Here is a 20,572-nt window from a genome sequence, read left to right on the forward strand (position 1 = left end):
GTTATTATACATCATTTTTCTTATAATTCAATATTTTTGTTATTTTACATAAAAGAAGAGCAGGTATGACCATCCTACTCTTCTTAAGTTTATTCATTCATACTAGACTTAATCGTCTCGGAAGCTTGTTTAAGCGCTTCTTCCGGCGTTTGTGCTTGTTGCCTTAAAACATTCTCCGCCACGTTTGTATTATACTCCGTTACTACATCTGGAGTATATTCTGTAATATTTAATACATTGATCTCCTCTCGTACATCTAACAATACATCGAATATGTTATCCCCAAAATATTGATAATATTTATTATTTTCTCTCACCGCTTCGCTTTCCCATACATCCCATCTCGGAGGATCAAATCCAAGTACCGTCCAAAGATCTTGACTACCTTCCTCAGATAATTTTGTGTATGCTAAAAACTCTTTAGCAAGTTCTACCTCTTCGGTTTGGTTCGTAACTACAGTCCCAGTTCCCCCCATTCCAGCAGAACGATCTCCACCTTCTTCCCATGCAGGCATTGGTCTAATTGCAATCTTACCTTCCAATTCCGGCATATTATCAAGAAAACGTCCCATATACCAAATAGGAGCTAATATACTTGCTGATTTTCCTTCCGACATGTATCCGTAGAATTCTTCAGATTGGTTCATACCACCAGGAGTTAACTCTGCTATTTCATGTTCATAAATGACATCTTGTAAGAATTGTAATGTATCAATATGTGTCTGGCTATCCATGATTAGATTGCCGTTTTCATCAAACATATCCGTATCCTGTTGGGAAATCATTGGCCAGTAGTCCATTAACCAATCCGTTGTGCTGACATTCCACATAACTGAATCTGTATTCGCAACAACTTCTTTACCAGCATTTATAAAATCGTCCCAAGTTTTAATAGAATCAATATCTACACCAGCTTCATCCATAATTTCAGTATTGTAATACATCACTGTTGCTCCCACATGCGTTGGGATACCATAATATTCTCCATCTTTTGCATAAATTTCAAAACGTGAGTCTACCACTTGATTGATTATAGGTTCAACATACTCATTCATTGATTCTAATTGAGGTTCACCTTGTAAGTAATTTGCAAATCTACCAAGCTCAATATCAACAATATCTGGTGCGCCTTTTCCTGATTGTAAAGACAGTAAAAGATTATTATGCATTTGATCAAATGGATAAGCCTCTGCAACTAATTTAATAGGATTATCCGGATTTTCTTCATTCCATCTTTTAGCAGATTCTTCAAATAAATCGACATGTTGTGTCGCAAATGTCCAATAGGTTAATTCTGTAGCTCCTTCAATATCATCACCAATAACACTAGTTTCATCAGCCTGTGCTTCTTCATCACCGCCACCACCACATGCAACTAATAGGGTGGAAATAATTAATAAAATAAGTAAATAAAACTTTTTCATTTTAACCCTCCTTTTATTAAGCGCTTACAATTTATCTAATTAACTCTATCCCCCTTATTAAGAAAGATATACACCTTAAATGTACGTATGAATTCTAGTTAGACTGATAAGTTGTTTATTGTGTAAATATTAGCACTTTAACAAAAATTAGTCAATAACTTACTTGAATTATATTTACAACTTATACGCATAAGTAAAAAAGATGCCTTTATATAGGCATCTCTTCTTCTTGATTATTAATGGAAATCGTTGAATTTCTTATAATTAATTCTGGCTCATATACAATCGATTCATTTTTTCTTGTTAATGGTTTATTACCTTTTACCAAACTCAATATCATTTCAGCTGCTTTTGATCCCATCTCACTTAACGGATGAGCAATTGTAGTCAATTTCACTTCTGAAACTTTAGCTAAGAATGAATCGTCGTATCCTACGATCGACATATCATGGGGTACTGATATATTTCTTTCTCTAAGAACATCAAGTAATTTGATTGCAAGTTCATCATTATAACAAACAATTGCAGTAGGTCTTTCCTCCGTTGAATTATCTAGTAACCTACTTAGTTCTTTTAATGGTTTTGTTCCTTTTTCATTTGTAAAATACGTTATTATGTTTGTTGGGTCAATAGTTAAATTATTTTTTCTATGAGCTTTTAAATAACCTTTCATCCGTTTATTTCCTTGAATATCATCTGTTTTAAACAATCCAATGATATTCTTATGACCTAAGTTAATTAGGTGTTCGGTTTGTTTATAACCACCTGCTTCATCATCCATCGTAAGACTTAGTGGTTCCAGCTCATCATAATATGAATTAATCATAATATATGGTATTTGCGATTTCTCCAAACTTAAATAATAATTTATATTAGGATTGGATATCGAACTTCTAGTTGGTTCAATTATTACTCCGTCGAAATGTTGAGTTAGGATTTGTTGTAAAAATTGCTTCTCTTTTTCATGATCGTTATTCGTACTAAACAAGCTTACCTGATAACCTTGTTGACTAAGGACCGATTCAGCTCCTCTAATTATGGACGGGAAAATATAATCAGAAATATACGTTGTCATTATAGCAATGTTTTTTTGATTTACCACTGATGCTGAATTCATTATATTCTTGCGATCCGCACAAAAAGTACCTGCCCCTTGTTCTCTGTATAAATATCCTTGACTAACTAAATCTCCAATCGCAAGTCTAACCGTATGACGACTCACATTAAATTGCTTCATATATTCACTTTCTGAACTAATCTTTTGATTGGGTTTAAATGTACCGTCTAAGATTTTTGAAAGAATATATTCTTTTACCATACTATATTTTGTTTTCAATCAAACTCCCCCTTTCGCTCATCCAAAATAAAAGTTGTACTCTGATTGTTATTAACTATCAGAATACAACAAAAAACTTATACGTTCAAATTATAGTGGATAACTCATCATGTAACCACGTCTTCTTTTTTTATTTTTACGATAGCTTTAGCCTGTAACGTAGTATTTTCCAATCGCATACCCGGGGAAGCAAAATATGGGAAACCATCCTTTCTCCATAATAATTGCTGTACACGAGCATGACGATTATGATCATAAAGTGGATTACCGTTTATTTCTTTATATGGTCTAGCATGATAAACAAGTACATCCCCTCCAAAATCATCTACAGTAAAACTATTATGACCTGGCCCAAATTCATGGTGATTCGATTCCATTACAGGATTTGACGATTTCATCCATGAATGAGGGTCTAATAGATCACTATTTTCATCGGCATAGAGTAATCCCATGCAATAACGGTCATCTGTTGCACTAGCGGAATACGATATGTAAACCCTTCCATTTTTACTTATAAAAGCTGGTCCTTCATTCACATAGAACCCTTGTTGTTCCCATTCATATTCCGGTGTCGCTATAAGTACTTGCTCTCCCTTTAGAGTCCAAGGATTATCCATTTTAGAAATATATAAGTTTGATATTGTATCTTCTTTAACTTTTTGCGCCCAAACGAGGTATCTTTCTCCTTGGTGCTCAAACGTTGTCGCATCTAATGAGAAACTTTGAAAACTCGTATTTACTTGACCCTTCTCCCCCCATCTTCCATCTAGTGGGTTTTTGTCAGTACACTCAATCACATACGGTCGTATAGCCCATATATCATCTCGGTCACCGGCTGCGAAGTGAATATACCAATGATTATCTATAAAATGAATTTCTGGTGCCCAAATATGTTCTGACATAATTCCTTTTTCATGTTTGTGCCAAATTTCTACTTCCTCCGCATCTGTAAGTCCTTGAATGGATTTCGATCTTCGCAATATGATACGATCGTATAATGGGTATGAAGCTGTAAAGTAGTAATACCCATCTACATGTTTGTATATATAGGGATCTGCTCGTTGTTCAATTAAAGGGTTGGGGTAATCATTTACATGTACTTCACCATAAACAACTGTTTCTCCTGTTTCTTTTAACTCTTTTTTGTTCAACTCTCCCCAAGAAACACCGATTTCTCCAACCACACTATCTTCTAATTCAACGGCTACTTTTCGTGGAAGAATGGATGATTTCACATCATTACTATCATTTATCTCCAATTCGACTGGGTTAATATTTTTAATTTTCATATTATTACCTCCTTATCGATATTATACATAGCCAAAGTTATTCGTACAAGTTAGATTTTTATTTATTCTCTTTATAATTTACACGAATACATGTAAAAAAGCTGAAAAAATTGTATTATCTCAGCGTTAATGAGAGCTTAAGAATTAAAGATAATGTAAGCGATAATCAATAAAATGCCAACAACAATAATTGTTGTCCAAAATGGAGTCTCAGCCAACGTATATTTATAATTGGTTGTAATGTTATCGGAGCTAGTACAATAACTACCATTTGTATTATTTTATCTATTTTTTCATGTTGTTCATTTAAATAGTTATACGAGAAAACCTTTCTTTTTTCCCTTTTAGTACCAACAAAAACCGTTATATCCAACCACATATTTCGCATACAACCAGTAGTTAACGTTAAGCCAAAGACGAAGATAAAAATAAGGAGTTGTTTTTTCTGCATCTTTTCAACACCTATTTAAAAAAGAATATTCAGAAAAAAAGGAGTGGATAGGACAAAAGTATGTACACAAAAAATAAATCCGAATGAATGGGTTTTGAAAACCCGCTTCATAAATATACTCTGCTTATCAGAGGCGGCTGGTGAGCTTCACTCCTACTGGACAAGGAAGACCTCGATAGCATTGCATCACGCGCAGAAAATCGATTACGCTTAATTGTGATTATAATCCGTCTTTTGGCTGAAAAATTCTAGTTACGTCCTGAGCACCTTTCTCTGTACTACGTATTATACTAAAATAGGTATAAAATAAATTATTGGCTCCTCATATGGATGATTATCAATGATTATCTTTCGGACTTGTTCAATTTGATCCCGCATACAGCTAAACTCCATTTTACACTCTGTTCCATGAGTTATTTTCCCGTGCTCTCCCTCAAAAGGAGTAGCAAATTCCAGCGGTCTCCAAAACCCTTTTACCTTTGAATAGGAAATAATATGATCATAATTACCGACGGTTAAAAAACCATGGTCATTTAACTCATTCCTCATGGTTTCTACATATTCTTCTGGTAAGTATACCTCTACTTTTACATAGTCGACATTCATCTGTTTTTCTCCTTCTCATCCTAAAGGCAATTCATTTTCATGGTAATTCTTTCGTCATCTTAATAACATCTTCTTCAAAATCCATATGTTGATAAAACTGTCTCGCACGATTATTTGAAGCAAATACATCTAATGTTAACACAGATATATCCCGTTGCACGGCCCAATCTTCTGCATGCTTCATCAATCGTTTTGCAACACCTTTACCTTCTGCCCGTTCATCTACGACTAACGTGGCAACATATGCATATATCTTATCGGAGAAGAAGTCTTGTTTTTCTTTCATTTCGATAAAACCAATACATTCTCCTTCAACTTCAGCAATAAATATATTATCTTTATTATTCTCAAGACTTTTCAAAGCAAGTTGCTTTTGTTTTATCTCCATAACTTCCATATCTCTATACTGGGGGAAATCCACATTTGTTAATCGATTAGATAAACGTAAAAAACTCCCCTTATCTTTCTTCATATAACTTCTAATTCTCACAATAAATCCCTCACTTTAGCAATTTATAATACTTATATTATGACACAAAAATATCTAAGCTTACTAGTTGAGTCAATTTCATAATTGTCATCTGATTCAATTCTAAAAAAGTAAAACACCTCGAACAATGTGGAAATAATTCTAAAATATACTATAATGCTAGTGAAGGAGGAGGGAAAAACAATGAATTTAAATAATATTGCTATCTTCTGTGGTTCAAGTAATGGAGCCAACGAAAGCTATGTAAAAGCAGCTAATGACATGGGAAAGTTCTTGGCATTAACCAATCGAAAATTAATTTATGGCGGTGCAAAAGTAGGATGCATGGGAGAATTAGCAAATGCGTCTCTTACTTATCACGGTCACGTCATTGGGGTTATTCCTCAAAAACTGGTAGATGTTGAAATCGCTCATGAAGATATAAATGAATTACATACTGTTGCTGATATGCACGAACGAAAAGCGAAGATGGCAGAACTCGCAGATGGTTTTATTGCATTACCCGGAGGTGCTGGAACCCTCGAGGAATGGTTTGAAGTCTTTACATGGCTACAATTAGGTTACCACAAAAAGCCTTGTGGATTTCTAAATATAAATGGGTTTTATGATCCTTTAATAAGCATGTTGGAAAACACGGTCAAAGAGGGATTTATGAAAAAATCATACTTAGATTTAATTATTATCGACCCAAATCCTAAATCTTTAATAGAAAAAATGGAAGCTTTTGAAATGAACTCTATTTCAAAATGGTGACTATAAATCCCCTTCTAACGATACCAAAGTCTTGAAGGGGTCTCTATTACCATATCCGGAACGGCCCTTTTATAGAAATAATCATCTGCTCTTCTGCTTGTCCAAAAGACTGGATATTCGTCTGCGTAACTGTTAAATTATCATGTAATAACCCTTTATATCCTCAATTAAAAAAATTATTATTTTATAATGTCGTGGTTTTTAGTATAGTATCATCAATTAATTCTCCTGTTTATGTTCGTTTCTACAGAATCATTAGTACGCTGAACCGCTAAAAACCTACTAAATTATAATTCAGTTGGATTTCCTAACTCATGATAATCTCCTCATTTCATTTCTCCTATCTATTAAACTTCTCTTACTTGATTCCAGGGTATTAATAGAACTATTTAGCGCACTTATGTCTCCTTCAAGTTCCTTAATCTTAGTTTCAATCTGATCAATCTTCCTATGTAACTGATTATCTGTAATGTCCTTATAACTAGGAATGATGTCACTATCACGTAGCCCTTCAACAGTATCTGCATTATTCCCAAAAAAAGTAGACTTTGAACATTCTGGTTTCGTACATAATTGATTATTTCCACGAAAGTCCCCTCGTTTGGAATCAAGGCTATGCAATGTACGCTTTAATCGCTCTAAATATTCTTGCTTTGCTTGTAAGTCGTTATTATTTAAATAAATACGATGTTGTAGTCGGCTTAATTCTGCATTAATAGAAAATACATCCATTGTGTTACCACCTCTTTATACCCGATTTATTATTCTATATTGGTTTTATTTTCCTACTTATATGCATCATTATAATAAAACACCTTCTCCATTTGCAGGGTAAATAGTACTGTTTTTGTTATGAAAATATTGTCTAAAACAAGGCAGAACATACTTTTGTACCAGTTAAGACTTTAAGACTTCATTTCGATGGTATTACTGCCGACTCCATACAGATTAAAAATCCTGAATAAGCTCATACATACTTACTCAGGATTTTTAAAATGAATTCACTATTAAATTAATCATTCACAGTTATTAGATGATCCGTGTTATTATAATCTTTAATTACAAACACTTTATCAACGAAAGTGAGCTTATTAATACACGTATTGTTTAAATGTGTTTTCCCAGTTCCAATTTCTCCTTTAGAAATTACCGATAGAATCGCATTGATTAACGCTCCGTGAGCTACGATTACGATTTTTTTATTTGGAAATCGTTGACATACTTCTTGTATTCCCTTAATCCCCCGTTGTTTTACATCTTCCAATTTTTCCATATTCGGAATGTCTTTATCAGGAAAGAATCGTTCCCTATCCGCCAATGTCATTCCTTCCGCATCACCATAGGACCGTTCCTTAAATTCTTCCATTTCAATAATGGGTAAACCCCATTGTTCATTTAGAATTTCAGCTGTTACTTTGGCTCGTTGTAAAGGGCTGGCAATTAGAATCGATGGTTCAAATTCTTTCACTCCGTTAAAGCAAAGTTTTGCTTGCATTCTTCCCGTTTCATTTAGAGGAATGTCCGTTCTTCCTTGTACTCTTCCTTCCTTATTCCAATTCGTTTCCCCATGCCTAACTAAATATATTTCTGTCATAGAAAACCCTCTTTTCTTCATCTTCCATCTATCTAATTATTTTATCATTTGTTATACGTGAACGGCTATGAACTTATAATGCTTTCTCATAAATCACTTTACCATTTTTATTTATTCCAAGTAATTTCTCCCAATTACCATAACCAACATGATTATCTTCAATGAAAAACGCAAACATACCACTATCTTTTATCGGATAAGCTAATGTTTTTTCATCATTAAACTGTATTCGTATCTTTTTAATATCCGGATCATTGACAACGCCTACTAGGTAAATAGAGTACACATCATTATTTTCCATATATCCATCGTTTAAGTAGGTTATAGGGTCTTCATCTTCCCTTTTAATACTAAAAAAGGAATTTTCATATTTCCAAAGAAGTCCAAAATCTTTCTTTAATATTCCAACAGAGAATTGATCATCATATGTATTCAAGTAAAATACCCGATCATCAATAACCACTTTTTCAACTTTCTTCGATGGTCCGTAAAAGTTTAAATCTTGTTCTTCTTCAAAAGCAGCATCTGCAGAAAAATGATATTGTGTGTAATCAAACCACTTCATAATAAAGAAGCTCAACAATAAAATCACAACTCCCCACTCAAGCAAATACAATACCCCTTTTTGCTTTCCATGAAATAATCTCATTATAAAACTCCTCATCTATGTATCTCAATTTCCTTTTCAATCACCCGTCCATAATGTGGTATAAAATCAGAATATTAATATTAAAACAAATAACCCCTATTGTAAAGTGAATTTTAGGCATTTTTTTCCATGAAAAAAGGATTACACAAGTTAATCCTTTTACTTACTTATTTTATTAAGCTTTTCCCAAATATAATAACGTCCCTATCCACACGATCCAGTTTCGCAACGCTCGGTAGATGAGCCCATTGTTCAAACCCGAAGTGCTCAAATAATTTAATGCTTGGCTCATTATGCGCAAATATGAATCCCAATAATATTTCGATTCCATAAACAGGACTTTTTTCTATAATATAGCTTAATAATTTCTTTCCCAATCCTTTTCCTCTAAAGCGACTGTCCATATATATACTAACCTCTGCAGTATGATTATAAGCAGGTCGTCCGTAGAAGGACTCCAAACTAATCCACCCACAGATTTCTCCATTCAATTCTGCTACTAATAAAGGTCGTCTTTCAGATTCATGTTCACTAAACCAATGATATCTATCTTCTACGGTGACAGGTTCTGTATCCGCTGTTACCATTCTACTTGCGATCGTCGAATTATATATAGCAACTATTTCTGGTAAATCTTCTATAGTGGCGTTTCTAAATGTTAATTTTTCACTCATGCTGTGGACCTACCTTTGTTTAGTTTTTCTCTTGAAATAATGTATTGCAAAGTTCTATTTTCAAACGAATAATACAACTTAATTAAACGTTTGATTAATTTCTTTCTGATTGTAGAAAATGCTTTACTGCTCCAACTAAATTCGCATGTTGTTTAAAAGAACACGTATCTAGTATTGGTCGAACCGTTTCAAAATGCATATTTTCCGTTAAGGCGTCATACTCACGATATAACTCAGTTATGAAATTCTCTCTCGCGCTGATTCCCCCACCAAAAAGAATTATATCAGGATCATACATATGCTGGATATTATAAATTCCCACTGCAAGGTAATAAAAGAACTGTTTAATCGCACGTATACATTCAGGATCCCCGTTTGCAGCCATTTCAAAAATTTGCTCTCCAGTGAATATACTTTCGTACGGAACACTTTTTTGCCTAGCAACTTCTTTTCTTAATGAAGACATCGCGGCAACCTCACTCCAAGAATGCCATTGACCTTCATGCTTTAGCAGCATATAACCAAATTCACCAGCATGTAAATGCTTTCCTTGCTGAACAACTCCTTGATGAATAAAAGCCCCACCTATTCCAGTTCCTACAACAATAACAATAGCATTTTGTACTTCTTGCGCATTACCTTTCCAGCTTTCTGCTAGAGCAGCACAATTTGCATCATTTTCAATTGAAACTTTTTTATCAGTAGATTGCTGCATTAATTTTTTAATGTTTGGACCATGTATATATGGTATTGCACTCGTTCCGTGAATGACCCCTGAATGTGAAACTGCTCCAGGAGCACTAATAGCGATACCATCGATGGTTGGATTTTGATTTACCATTACTCTTGCTGCTTCTAATAATGCTGACAAGTCCTTTGGTGTTATTATCTTATATGTTTTACTTACATTACCCTTTTGATCAACCAATCCATATTTTGTATATGTTCCCCCTAAATCAATAGATAGAAAAGATTTTTCCATATATTTCTCACCTTCCCAATATAATAAGTGAGAATTCCATCAGCAGGACTTCTCCTATCAAAGAGCACAGAACGAGTGAAACGAATCAAAAATCGTTCTTTCTTTACCGGATTAGTGATCTATGTCCGTAGCAAGCAATTCAAGTGCCTACCTAAAATGCTCATTAGTCGCTATTTGCATGCATCTCTACGGGATAAGCGTACGTAACAAAACGTTCCGGTGCATTTCCTACGTAGTGGAATGGATAACACGTTGTTACGACTAGAACTTCTTCACCCATTTGTCTGATTACGGATGTGTCATCCTCTGGAACTATTTCTGTCTCTTTAATTTCATATGTGTACGATCCATAAGGTAAGTGGACAATATATTGATCCCCTATTTCTATTTGATCAAAATTACGAAATACAGTATCACGATGACCAGATAAGACGATTTGTTCTCCTTGACTAGGCAACATAGAATTATCTAAATGTCCCACTCCTCGATCTAAAGAATCTGGATCTGTCCCAGCTACAATCGGTAGTGTTTTTTCTAGTTTTGGAATTTCTAAAGTCCCAAATGCTTCTCCAGTTTCTGTTTGAAAATCTATTGGTTCCTTTTTATCAACTGATGCAGAACCTTCTGTTTCCCCTTCAGTTTCCGTTAGGCCTTGCTTTATACGTTCTTCTGCTTCAAGTAAAGCTTCATCTTGGGATTTTTCAGTCTGATATAAATGAAATCCAGCTACCGCAACCATGACTATTCCAACTATTAACAGCAGTCTACCAATGAGCTTCATCCGATCACCCTCTACAAAAGAATTCGTTAAAGACTGTATATTCTATATATTATAGGAAATGACCTTTGATCACAATATGTGTTTATCTCTTGATTAAATAAAATATTTACCTTCACCTTACATAAATATCTGCTTGTACAGCCCGCTCCTGCAGAATTTTTAAAAAGGTATCTTGATTGACAGGAGATAATTTTAATTCTCCCATAATCCCACTCGAATAATAGATAACAATTCCTTTTGTCGCCATCATTGCTCTTGTTCCAATTAAAAAGTTGGATGTCGCTTCTACTTTGGTTATTTGATTATACTGAATATGAAAACGGAATAAACCACTTTTAACAAAAAGGTGATCAGAACAAAAAATATAACGAAGATTAAAGTATGGCAACAAAATAAGTAATGTAGATAAAACAAATACACTAACAAGTATAATCAAAATTACCCAATTAAAAGGAAGAAGGATAAGCGGGAATATGCAAGCTACAAATAAAATGAGCGTCGCAATACATAAAACTAATTTGTAGCCTCCATCTACTTCTGATTTAAACTCTAAATCCTTCATTAAATTGTCCCCACCTTTTCGACGATTTACATAGTTCAATTACGGGTAATTATATATTATCCACAATAAAAAGCATATCCCTTAACTATCCTGAATAAGATAGGTAGGAACAGCGGATATTTGATACTATATCAGATATCCTTTTTTTGATTTATTACAAAACAATAAAAAGGAGGAGGAAGTAAATTGCTATCCACATTATTAGAAGCATTGTTTTATATATTCTTTTTAATAGGCTTGATTAGTTTAATTATATCTGGGCTGGTACTTGGAACATGGAAGACAGGACCCGATAACCGTGCCGATTATTATTCCCAATCAAAAGAACAACGTCATTATCGCACTAATTTTGGATTAAAGGCAGGAGGCATTGGTATCCTCTCTGCGTTAATAGCTGTATGTATTTATTTCGTTCAATGAAAATGCCTACAGGATATCCACATTCACATGATAAAAGTAACCTCAATCCTAAACTTACTTGCACTAAAACACACACCTCAGGTTCAAATAAATTTTTTTTAGAAACAGTTAAGCCATCAAAAGAGTAAGACAACTCCTTGATGGCTGTTCACTAATACACATCATGTTTTGTAAAGTTTCCACCTCGTACTTCAGCAACATCGTATACTGTCACAAAAGCCTTTGGATCAATTTCTTGGATAATTTCCTTCATTTTACTTTCTTCTAATCGATTGATTACACACGAGATTTCTCTATAAGATTCTTTTGAATAACTTCCCTGTACAGTTTTATACGTAGCTCCTCTTCCTAATCTTTCATAAATCGTTTTAACCATTTGTTCAGGCTCATCTGTGATAATATTGAAAGTTTTTGAACCACTTAGTCCTTCTTCTACAATATGAATCACCTTGGAAGCAATAAAATATGCTATGGCTGATAATATCGCTCCTTGTAATCCAAATACTGTAGAGACAATTATAAAAACAAACATATTTAAGAATAGAATAAGATCACTTGTACCGAATGGTAGTTTTCGAGATAACAATACCGCAAGCATATCAATACCATCTAATGCTCCGCCGTTGCGAAGTGCTAACCCCATTCCAAAACCAATGATAATACCACCGACCACCGTAATCAACAATGTATCTCCTTCAATAATGGTTGGGATATGATGCATTAAACTAGTGCTCACAGCTAATGAAACAATACCGATTATAGAATATACAGCAAAGCTCTTTCCGATTTGTTTATACCCTAAATAAACAAAAGGAATATTAAGTAATGCTATTAGTACACCTAATGGTAACCCTGTTAATTGTGAACCAACAATACTTAATCCGGTCACGCCCCCATCGGATACACTGTTTGGAATTAACACAGCTTCTAATCCATAAGCAGTGATAAACCCTCCAATAATAATCATCATTCCACGCACAATCATCATAGTCTTCCTTTGTTGCTTCTTTCTTACATTCATTACTCTTCCTCGATTCTTTTAATTTCTATAGATAATGTATAGACCTTATTATACGCTTCTGTTTTTATTCTTAAAGTTTTAAGGTAGCTAAAACTACTACAAAATCAAAAACCTCTATAAGAAAGAATCGCTCTTCTCATAGAGGTAATACTTTAAAAAATCTATTTATTACATTGCTGTTAAACCACCATCGATGACAAATTCAGAACCTGTAGAGTAGCTAGATTCATCAGATGCAAGGAAAAGTACCATGTTGGAAACTTCTTCTGGCTGTGCCATGCGTTGAGATGGTATTTGTTTCGCAAATTCTTTAATTTGTTCTATTGCATCGCCTTGCGTAACCATTGGAGTCTCGATTACACCAGGATGAACAGAGTTCACGCGAATTCCTAACCCGCCTAGTTGAACTGCAGCTGCTTTTGTAGCTCCACGTACAGCGAATTTAGAATCTGTATATCCTACTGCACCTGCTACAATTCCATTCATAGAGGAAATATTAACGATCGATCCGCTTCCTGATTTTTGCATAGAAGGAACTACTGCTTTCATTCCTAAAAATACGGATACTTGGTTAATATCAATAATTTTACGATATTGTTCCTCTGTCATCTCCATCAAAGGAACACTTAAACTAATTCCCGCATTATTTACTAATACATTTACAGGACCAAAAGCTTCTTCTGTCTCAGAAATAACCGTAGCCCAGTCTTCTGCATTTGTTACGTCTTGCTTTACAAATTTAACATTGTCTCCTAATTCATTTGCTAAAGCAATTCCACCCTCTTCATTTAAATCAGTGAACACTACTTTTGCTCCTTCTTTTGCAAAAAGCCTCACATGAGAAGCACCCATGCCTCTTGCTCCTCCTGTAATAATAGCCACCTTATTCACTAATCGCCCCATTGTAATTCCTCCATTCATTATGGAATGCTCTACCTATGAACATTTCCATAAAATATATAAATACACTATAATAGCGAATTCTATCATAAATACTTTAATTAGATAAATTAATGATAGTTAAACTATCATTAATTAAATTGTATACGAATTCTGATATAATTGCAAAATAAATTTATTCCATGTATAAATTAAATATAGATTTATCATGAAGGAGATTGTTATGGACGCTTCCAATAAAACAGGATTGCGAGAAAAAAATAGAAACAAGCGCTATCAAAGTATCATTCAAACTGCGGAACGATTATTTGCGGAATCAGGATTAGAAAATGTAAAAATGCAAAATATTGCAGATGAAGAAGGAATTGGAGTAGCAACATTATTTCGATACTTTCCAAGGAAAGATAAACTTATCGTCGCCGTTGCAACATCCATCATGGAAGAAGAACTTTATCAGTTTCAATTAATTATCAATAACACCGAAAATGCATATAAAAAATTTGAAAAGGTATTTGATTTCCTAAGTCAAATTGTTACACATGCTTCTAAAAACTCTACAAAGTTTATTGATTCATTTGAAAACTACGTAGCTATTTCCAAAGAACCCTTAGAGGATATAGATTTGTACGATGCAGTTAGAGAAGAAATTTATATCTTAATGTCTACACTTATCCAAGAAGGTTCAAGAGATGGATCGATTCGTAATAATTTAAATATAAAAGAAACAATGATATCGTTCATAAATAACTTTGGTTTATTCGCTCGCAAATTGGCATTAATGAAAGCTGTTAACTACTATGATGTAGAAGTTGAGCCAAGGCGTCAGTTAGAAATTATGAAAGATCTTTATTTATCTCATATAAAAGCTTAATGTGAAACTATGCAGTGGGGAATTTTCTCCTACTGCTTGTTAATTTACAGACAGTCCAAATAAATTCACAGAATGGAGCTAGTAGAATCTTTTCAAATAGAAAAGGCAATGCTTATTATTGAAATTGGATATGGTTAAAGAGATATAATAGCTTCTCTCGCCCTGGGTAAGATGCGACATATTTACAAGATGGTCAATGGGAGATATCCTATGTAAACCCATTATAGAATCATTTTCCCAGGAGGCTCCAACGATACAAACACATGTTAAAATTAATACGATTATGAACAAACCATCAGAGGTTCAATTTTTAAATTGCTTTGTGTTATGTGCAAACTAAATGGGGAACTAGAAATTCCCTAGAATCCAAATAAAAGCGAACATTATATTGGATTGAATAAAAGTTCGCTTCTATTTATATTCTTTTATCACAATTAATTAAGTATATACACAAGTTACTTTGCATTGAGACTAGTATATATTTAGCTGGCACAACATGTATTACGCTCTATTTCACTATCTGCTTTTGTGTAGAAGAATTCCCATTCGTTACCGTCAGGATCGGTCACCCAAAACTTATCTTGCACTGCATAACAACAAGTTGTATTCATTTCCTTACGAGCAAAAAAACCCTCTTTTTCTAATCTTTTTTTGTGCAATAAAATTTCTTCAGCTGTCTCTACTTGAAACCCAAAATGGTTGATCTGGTTTCCTCCTACGTCATCCTTCACATTAAGTGTGAAATTAAGGCCAGGTTGATCGAGTAAGAACTTAGCATAGTTAAACTTCGATTTTACTGGTGACACTCCAAAAACTTTTGAATAAAATTCTACAGATTCATTAAGGTTTGTTACGTTTACACCAACATGAACATACTTCATTAAAAATTCCCCCTCTAAATAGTTATATCAAAAAAAATTGATGTATTAGATAAAAAATAAAAAAATCTTTTTCTCCTTATTTCCTAAAAATACAGCATAGTTCTTCTGATAGCAGGTTATTTACTTCCTTATCATTTAAAACGTAATAATTCCATTTACCTTTTGTATCTTTAGTAATTAACCCTGCCTCTAATAATATCTTGAGATGATAAGAAAGTTTTGATTGAGAAACATCAAATACATCAGTTAAATCACATACACAGGTTCTTCCTCTTTGACAAAGTTCATACATTATTTCTAAGCGTTTTTGGTCAGCTAGTGCCTTGAATTTTTTTTCATACTCTAAAAATTGGTTCATTTAGATCAACCCCTCACATCAATTTTTCTTGATGTATTAATTATAAAATATTTAAATAAATCACACAAGAAATATATCAAATTTTTTTGATGAATCTTATCCGAATAAATTTATTAATATTTCTTTTAATCCCTCACAATATCATATAATTTTTCTGCGTTTTTTTCAGAAATTGAATAAACTGTATGCGTATCTTCGACTGTCATTACTGATCCAGAAGTTTCATACAACCACAAATACAATTCTTGTGTTTGATCATCATCGCTTATCAACTTCACATCGTAAATTGGATCTATCATATCTACTACTCCAGATTGTTTTACAGCACTATTAATAGCATCCTTAAAAAGTTTAACTTTTTCTTTGTCCCTTATTTCATTAAGAAAGTCATTACTAGCATAAGATCCAAAACCTTTGGATTTAGCTATTTGAATGCTTTGCACATCTCCCTTGATCAATCCATTCTCTAAAAAAGAGCAACTTATTAAAATAATAATAAATAACAAGCCCATATACAAATATATCTTTTTAATATTCACCTATACATTCTCCCTTCCAATCTGATTGTATTTAATTAGACGATTAATATATAAGAAAAGTTTCACTACTTTCTTTGTTAAGATAAATTAATGGCATTAAAAAAGCATACCAACTATGAGTGTTGATATGCTTTCTCTATATTATAATTACTTCTGATATTTTTCTTTATATGACTTCGCATATTGATCTGCGGCATAGATAGCATCTGCCACATCATCTGCTGTTAATTTAAAAGCTTCGTGAATTGTTTCTTCATCAACTGTAGCTGCTTCGGCAACTTTCATAATATCTTCACGAGACGCATCTTTTAACTTGATGTCTTCTAGTGTTACTGGAAGTTCAAGACTTATATATAATTTTATATAACGTTCAATCTCTTCTTTAGAGCGCTCCTCTAAAGCCAATTGAACTAAGGTACCAAATGCAACTTTCTCACCGTGAGTTAAGTGATGGATGTCACCATCTAACGCAGTGAAACCATTATGAATTGCATGTGCTGCACCTAAGCCGCCACTTTCAAATCCAAGCCCACTTAATAATGTATTTGCTTCAACAACATTCTCTAGAGCAGGTGTTACAGCTTTCGCCTTCACAGATTCATATGCCAATTCCGCATATTTAAATAAGGTTTCTTCACATTTTTCCGCAATAGCTTGTGCTGCAATAGTCGTATATCCACCCGCCATTGTTTTACCTTTATTTTCGATTACACTACGTGCTTCCACCCAAGTTGCTAGAGCATCCGCAATACCTGAAGATAAGAAACGTTTAGGAGCTCCTGCTACGATTTTCGTATCTACAATTACTAAATCTGGGTTCTTATCGTAAAAACGATATCCCTCAAATACGCCTTCATTGGAATAAACTACAGAAAGCGCACTAGTTGGAGCATCAGTTGAAGCAGTTGTTGGCACAATAACAGTCTGACCTTTTACTTCATCAGAAACAGCTTTTGCCGTATCAAGCGTTTTACCGCCACCAACTCCAACAACTACAGTAGAATTAGATTCACCTGCAATCTTAGAAATCCGTTCCATTTCAGCTTTTGAAGCTTCTCCATTAAATACTACTTCCTCTACTTCAATACTTTCTTCTTTTAAATGCTTTACAACGTCATTTGCTGCTATTTCCCAGACAGTTTCATCTGCAATAACAATGGCTTGATTACCAATATCTTTCACATATTCACCAATTCGTTGGATGGCATTCTTTCCTTGTACATATTTTGCTGGACTTATAAAAATTCGTTCACTCAATTTGTACACTCCTTTATACCTATGTGTACTTATATATTCCCATGTTTTACAAATTTAAATCATTGAATCTAAATAAGCGTACATTTATTATTTTTATAATTTAAATGATTCATCAATCAAGTCAGAAACAATCATAGCTCCAACTTTATTACCTTCACCAGCAGCCATAATTAATTGGGAAGGAGTAGAGATTGTAGCATCTCCACTGGCATAAATACCAGGAATACTTGTTCTACCCAAACCATCCGTTTTAATTCCTCCATTATCTGACATCACACAACCTAAACTTTCTGCAAATGGAGAAGCTTGCTCTAAACCTACTGTAACAAGGCCACCTTCACGAAGAATTTCTTCACCACTGATAAATCTTATCTTCTGAAGCTGTCCATTGTTTCCTATAAGTTCATCTATCTCCTCTTCCAATACTTGAATGCCATTTTTAGCAAAAGAACGTTTCTGTTCTTCAGTTAATACTTGATTTCCGTTCGTACAGACGATAATATCTTTACTCCAATTAGATAACTTTTTACCCATTTGAAATGCTGCATTTTTATTGTCAGAAATGACTACTAAAGCTTGATTTCTCATTTCCCAGCCATCACAGAACGGACAACTAAATAAGCTGGAACCGTAGAACTTATCGAGTCCTTTCACTTTTGGAAAAACATCCTTAAGCCCCGTTGCTAGGAGAACTTTTTTTGTTTGATATAAATCCCCCTTCTCGGTAATTAATTGAAAATGATTCTTCTCCCTATGGATTTCATTCACACGTTGCATTTCCATACTAACCGTCGGATATTTTAATATATCCAGTTTCCCTAATTCTTTTAGTTCTGAAGGATGAATACCATCTCTCGTTAAAAAACTATGTGATTCATGGGTGACTTTATTTCTTGGATTATCATCATCGAAGACAACCGCTCTTTTTCCAGCTCTACCTAATACAAGTGCCGCACTTAACCCTGCAGGTCCTCCACCAATAACAATACTGTCTAACATTCATCATACACTCCTTATAACAAATATATTAAAGACTCATAATATCTATAATAGGTTTAAAAAAGAACACTCTCATTGAAGATTTTTTTGAGAGCGCATTAACTTTGCAATATCCATGATATACTTACGATCTAAGGATTCTTTCATTTTTTCCTCTGCTTCAATCATAGCATTCTCTATTAAACATTCTTCATTTCTAGAAAAGTCGTCATCATGATCTATAGAACAATAAAATAACACTGTTTGTCCTTCAATGGCATGAATAACGTCTAAAAACGTAATATTATCCCCTTTTCTCGCTAATCGATAACCACCTTTAGCACCTGGTGTGGATTCAATTAATCCTGCTTTCACTAGTTTGGTCAATATTTTGGATAGATACGTTGGAGACAACTTTTGTGTTTCCGCTAATCGCTCCACACCAATAGATGTTCCTTTTGGCTTATCCGCTAAATACACCATTGTGTGCAATGCATAATTTGTCGCTTTAGAAAATTTCATGTTATTACCCTTTCTCAAATAACTATTATAGACCTTTATTATCTGTAATTGATTTTACAATGAGATTATCTTATTTGCAAATGGAATATTTTTCATTGTGTGAATTTCATAATTATGATACATTTATATGATAAAAATTATTTAATAAGTTTATTTGAAGTACTAAATTCATTTCAATAACATATTGTAAGAATAAATGAAAAAGGACGTGACTTAATGAATCGATATTTAATAATTGCATTAATGATTCTTTTATTGCCGGTTTCTCAATTAACCGTCGGCTCACATAGTCACGTAAGTTTAGAAAAAGCAAACATTGTAGAACATCAGAACACACTTGATTTATCTTATTCTCAAAGCGGCTATAACGATAAGGTTATTTTTTTATCTATTTTTTCAGCTATCATTATAATTAATTTGATTCAACGACTTTCGAGTAATTTTCAAGTTTTATCTATTACTCGCAGAATTCAGTTCACTCCGATATTTTATCAGTCGAGTTATCTGGGTGAATCTCCTTTGACAAACATAAAGTAAAAGTTTTTCAAGGGAGGTAACAATCAATGATTATTCGTTATATCATTGTTGGATTCTTTTCATTAACAGCCTTGTCAGTCTTTACGTATCAAGGCGTAGAAGTATTCCATGCTGTAGCAGACATGTTACGATCCAAATCATAAGAACGAGCAGAATAAACATGTCACAATATCACTAAAAAAGGAAGTGCCTCCGACCGGCATTTCCTTTTTTTATGTACATGTTTAGAGAATAAATTCTATTCCAAGATAAATCGTTACAATAGTTAAAGCAATAAGAACAATATTCTCAACTGCCCCTCCAGTTTTTGTCGTTATTGGCAAACGTACAGTTACCGAAGCAGGATATAAAAGCTTTATGCCATTTTTTGTACATGCGTCTAAAATCAAATGACTCGCCATTCCAATCACCACACCCATAATAATTGACTGATTATCGGTGATTAGTGTGAGAATATATCCTATTAGTACTAAAAATATCAAACTATGTGTAATGGTGCGATGTCCAAAAATTGCATTGATAATGTTTGATAAAATCGGAAAACGCCTTCCAATTTTACTTCCACCATGACAAATATCCGGTATGATGGAACCAATGGCACCTGAAATAATTAATGCAGTAGGATCATAATTTGAATAATAGGCATAGGCAGTCGTAGCTGCAATACCTCCCATTATATGTGTCTTTCCCGTCATTG

Annotated in this window: 26 protein-coding genes; 4 read left to right on the forward strand and 22 right to left on the reverse strand. The window is 33.7% G+C overall.

Features of this window, described 5'->3' with window-relative positions; translation table 11 throughout:
- Positions 1 to 89 precede the first annotated feature (89 nt).
- The 6 genes from AQ616_RS15270 to AQ616_RS15295 form a co-directional block, all read right to left on the reverse strand.
- A complete protein-coding gene (locus AQ616_RS15270) occupies positions 90 to 1,424 on the reverse strand; it encodes an ABC transporter substrate-binding protein (RefSeq protein WP_069686168.1) in 1,335 nt (444 codons plus the stop codon).
- Between the two features lie 208 nt (positions 1,425 to 1,632).
- Positions 1,633 to 2,760 (reverse strand): GntR family transcriptional regulator, encoded by a 1,128-nt coding sequence (locus AQ616_RS15275; protein WP_017795396.1) that lies wholly within the window; start codon positions 2,758 to 2,760, stop codon positions 1,633 to 1,635.
- A 107-nt stretch (positions 2,761 to 2,867) separates the two neighbouring features.
- On the reverse strand, positions 2,868 to 4,049 hold the full coding sequence (locus AQ616_RS15280) for a glycoside hydrolase family 43 protein (protein ID WP_017795395.1): 1,182 nt from the start codon (positions 4,047 to 4,049) through the stop codon (positions 2,868 to 2,870).
- A gap of 166 nt (positions 4,050 to 4,215) precedes the next feature.
- Positions 4,216 to 4,500: a hypothetical protein gene (locus AQ616_RS15285; protein WP_069686169.1), complete on the reverse strand. Its 285-nt coding sequence runs from the start codon at positions 4,498 to 4,500 to the stop codon at positions 4,216 to 4,218.
- 285 nt (positions 4,501 to 4,785) lie between these two features.
- Positions 4,786 to 5,106, reverse strand: a complete 321-nt coding sequence (cutA, locus tag AQ616_RS15290) for a divalent cation tolerance protein CutA (protein ID WP_017795393.1) — start codon at positions 5,104 to 5,106, stop codon at positions 4,786 to 4,788.
- A 37-nt stretch (positions 5,107 to 5,143) separates the two neighbouring features.
- Positions 5,144 to 5,578 (reverse strand): GNAT family N-acetyltransferase, encoded by a 435-nt coding sequence (locus tag AQ616_RS15295; protein ID WP_139136372.1) that lies wholly within the window; start codon positions 5,576 to 5,578, stop codon positions 5,144 to 5,146.
- Positions 5,579 to 5,779: 201 nt separating this feature from the next.
- On the opposite strand from AQ616_RS15295, the gene AQ616_RS15300 reads away from it, so the two are divergent.
- Positions 5,780 to 6,349, forward strand: a complete 570-nt coding sequence (locus AQ616_RS15300) for an LOG family protein (RefSeq protein WP_017795391.1) — start codon at positions 5,780 to 5,782, stop codon at positions 6,347 to 6,349.
- Positions 6,350 to 6,661: 312 nt separating this feature from the next.
- Here the strand turns inward: AQ616_RS15300 and AQ616_RS15305 are convergent, their stop codons facing one another.
- The 7 genes from AQ616_RS15305 to AQ616_RS15335 all read right to left on the reverse strand — a co-directional run bounded on the left by AQ616_RS15305 (position 6,662) and on the right by AQ616_RS15335 (position 11,591).
- A complete protein-coding gene (locus AQ616_RS15305) occupies positions 6,662 to 7,081 on the reverse strand; it encodes a YwqH-like family protein (RefSeq protein ID WP_017795390.1) in 420 nt (139 codons plus the stop codon).
- A gap of 280 nt (positions 7,082 to 7,361) precedes the next feature.
- A complete protein-coding gene (locus tag AQ616_RS15310) occupies positions 7,362 to 7,943 on the reverse strand; it encodes a histidine phosphatase family protein (RefSeq protein ID WP_017795389.1) in 582 nt (193 codons plus the stop codon).
- A 73-nt stretch (positions 7,944 to 8,016) separates the two neighbouring features.
- Positions 8,017 to 8,592 carry a hypothetical protein gene (locus tag AQ616_RS15315; RefSeq protein WP_017795388.1) on the reverse strand — a complete coding sequence of 192 codons (576 nt, stop codon included), beginning with the start codon at positions 8,590 to 8,592 and terminating at the stop codon, positions 8,017 to 8,019.
- 167 nt (positions 8,593 to 8,759) lie between these two features.
- Positions 8,760 to 9,266 carry a GNAT family N-acetyltransferase gene (locus AQ616_RS15320; RefSeq protein ID WP_069686170.1) on the reverse strand — a complete coding sequence of 169 codons (507 nt, stop codon included), beginning with the start codon at positions 9,264 to 9,266 and terminating at the stop codon, positions 8,760 to 8,762.
- A 94-nt stretch (positions 9,267 to 9,360) separates the two neighbouring features.
- A complete protein-coding gene (locus tag AQ616_RS15325) occupies positions 9,361 to 10,248 on the reverse strand; it encodes an ROK family protein (protein ID WP_017795386.1) in 888 nt (295 codons plus the stop codon).
- A 163-nt stretch (positions 10,249 to 10,411) separates the two neighbouring features.
- Positions 10,412 to 11,029 (reverse strand): class D sortase, encoded by a 618-nt coding sequence (locus tag AQ616_RS15330; protein WP_017795385.1) that lies wholly within the window; start codon positions 11,027 to 11,029, stop codon positions 10,412 to 10,414.
- A gap of 112 nt (positions 11,030 to 11,141) precedes the next feature.
- Complete coding sequence (locus tag AQ616_RS15335) at positions 11,142 to 11,591, reverse strand: PH domain-containing protein (protein WP_017795384.1); 450 nt, start codon at positions 11,589 to 11,591, stop codon at positions 11,142 to 11,144.
- A gap of 186 nt (positions 11,592 to 11,777) precedes the next feature.
- Between AQ616_RS15335 and AQ616_RS15340 the strand changes: the two genes are divergently transcribed.
- Positions 11,778 to 12,011, forward strand: a complete 234-nt coding sequence (locus tag AQ616_RS15340) for a DUF5316 family protein (protein WP_017795383.1) — start codon at positions 11,778 to 11,780, stop codon at positions 12,009 to 12,011.
- 151 nt (positions 12,012 to 12,162) lie between these two features.
- Here the strand turns inward: AQ616_RS15340 and AQ616_RS15345 are convergent, their stop codons facing one another.
- A complete protein-coding gene (locus AQ616_RS15345) occupies positions 12,163 to 13,032 on the reverse strand; it encodes a YitT family protein (RefSeq protein ID WP_026133683.1) in 870 nt (289 codons plus the stop codon).
- Positions 13,033 to 13,200: 168 nt separating this feature from the next.
- Complete coding sequence (locus AQ616_RS15350; RefSeq protein WP_017795381.1) at positions 13,201 to 13,935, reverse strand: glucose 1-dehydrogenase; 735 nt, start codon at positions 13,933 to 13,935, stop codon at positions 13,201 to 13,203.
- 220 nt (positions 13,936 to 14,155) lie between these two features.
- Here AQ616_RS15350 and AQ616_RS15355 point away from each other — a divergent pair, with 220 nt between their 5' ends.
- Positions 14,156 to 14,803: a TetR/AcrR family transcriptional regulator gene (locus AQ616_RS15355; protein ID WP_069686171.1), complete on the forward strand. Its 648-nt coding sequence runs from the start codon at positions 14,156 to 14,158 to the stop codon at positions 14,801 to 14,803.
- A 482-nt stretch (positions 14,804 to 15,285) separates the two neighbouring features.
- Here the strand turns inward: AQ616_RS15355 and AQ616_RS15360 are convergent, their stop codons facing one another.
- From AQ616_RS15360 to AQ616_RS15385, 6 genes are all read right to left on the reverse strand, one after another.
- Positions 15,286 to 15,684 (reverse strand): ArsI/CadI family heavy metal resistance metalloenzyme, encoded by a 399-nt coding sequence (locus AQ616_RS15360; protein WP_017795379.1) that lies wholly within the window; start codon positions 15,682 to 15,684, stop codon positions 15,286 to 15,288.
- Between the two features lie 76 nt (positions 15,685 to 15,760).
- A complete protein-coding gene (locus tag AQ616_RS15365; protein ID WP_017795378.1) occupies positions 15,761 to 16,042 on the reverse strand; it encodes an ArsR/SmtB family transcription factor in 282 nt (93 codons plus the stop codon).
- 125 nt (positions 16,043 to 16,167) lie between these two features.
- On the reverse strand, positions 16,168 to 16,581 hold the full coding sequence (locus AQ616_RS15370) for a YhfM domain-containing protein (protein WP_017795377.1): 414 nt from the start codon (positions 16,579 to 16,581) through the stop codon (positions 16,168 to 16,170).
- A gap of 147 nt (positions 16,582 to 16,728) precedes the next feature.
- Positions 16,729 to 17,838, reverse strand: coding sequence for a glycerol dehydrogenase (locus AQ616_RS15375; RefSeq protein ID WP_139136373.1), 1,110 nt, complete (start codon positions 17,836 to 17,838; stop codon positions 16,729 to 16,731).
- Positions 17,839 to 17,931: 93 nt separating this feature from the next.
- On the reverse strand, positions 17,932 to 18,837 hold the full coding sequence (locus AQ616_RS15380) for an NAD(P)/FAD-dependent oxidoreductase (protein WP_069686173.1): 906 nt from the start codon (positions 18,835 to 18,837) through the stop codon (positions 17,932 to 17,934).
- 72 nt (positions 18,838 to 18,909) lie between these two features.
- Positions 18,910 to 19,338: an Rrf2 family transcriptional regulator gene (locus AQ616_RS15385; RefSeq protein ID WP_069686174.1), complete on the reverse strand. Its 429-nt coding sequence runs from the start codon at positions 19,336 to 19,338 to the stop codon at positions 18,910 to 18,912.
- A 216-nt stretch (positions 19,339 to 19,554) separates the two neighbouring features.
- Here AQ616_RS15385 and AQ616_RS19455 point away from each other — a divergent pair, with 216 nt between their 5' ends.
- The gene (locus AQ616_RS19455) at positions 19,555 to 19,875 is read left to right on the forward strand and encodes a hypothetical protein (RefSeq protein WP_139136374.1); all 321 of its coding nucleotides are present in this window, start codon (positions 19,555 to 19,557) and stop codon (positions 19,873 to 19,875) included.
- Between the two features lie 224 nt (positions 19,876 to 20,099).
- On the opposite strand, the gene AQ616_RS15390 is transcribed toward AQ616_RS19455, so the two are convergent.
- The gene (locus AQ616_RS15390; protein WP_069686175.1) at positions 20,100 to 20,570 is read right to left on the reverse strand and encodes a metal-dependent hydrolase; all 471 of its coding nucleotides are present in this window, start codon (positions 20,568 to 20,570) and stop codon (positions 20,100 to 20,102) included.
- Positions 20,571 to 20,572: the final 2 nt, after the last annotated feature.

The organism is Oceanobacillus sp. E9 (assembly GCF_001741975.1).
Classification (GTDB): domain Bacteria; phylum Bacillota; class Bacilli; order Bacillales; family Amphibacillaceae; genus Oceanobacillus; species Oceanobacillus kimchii.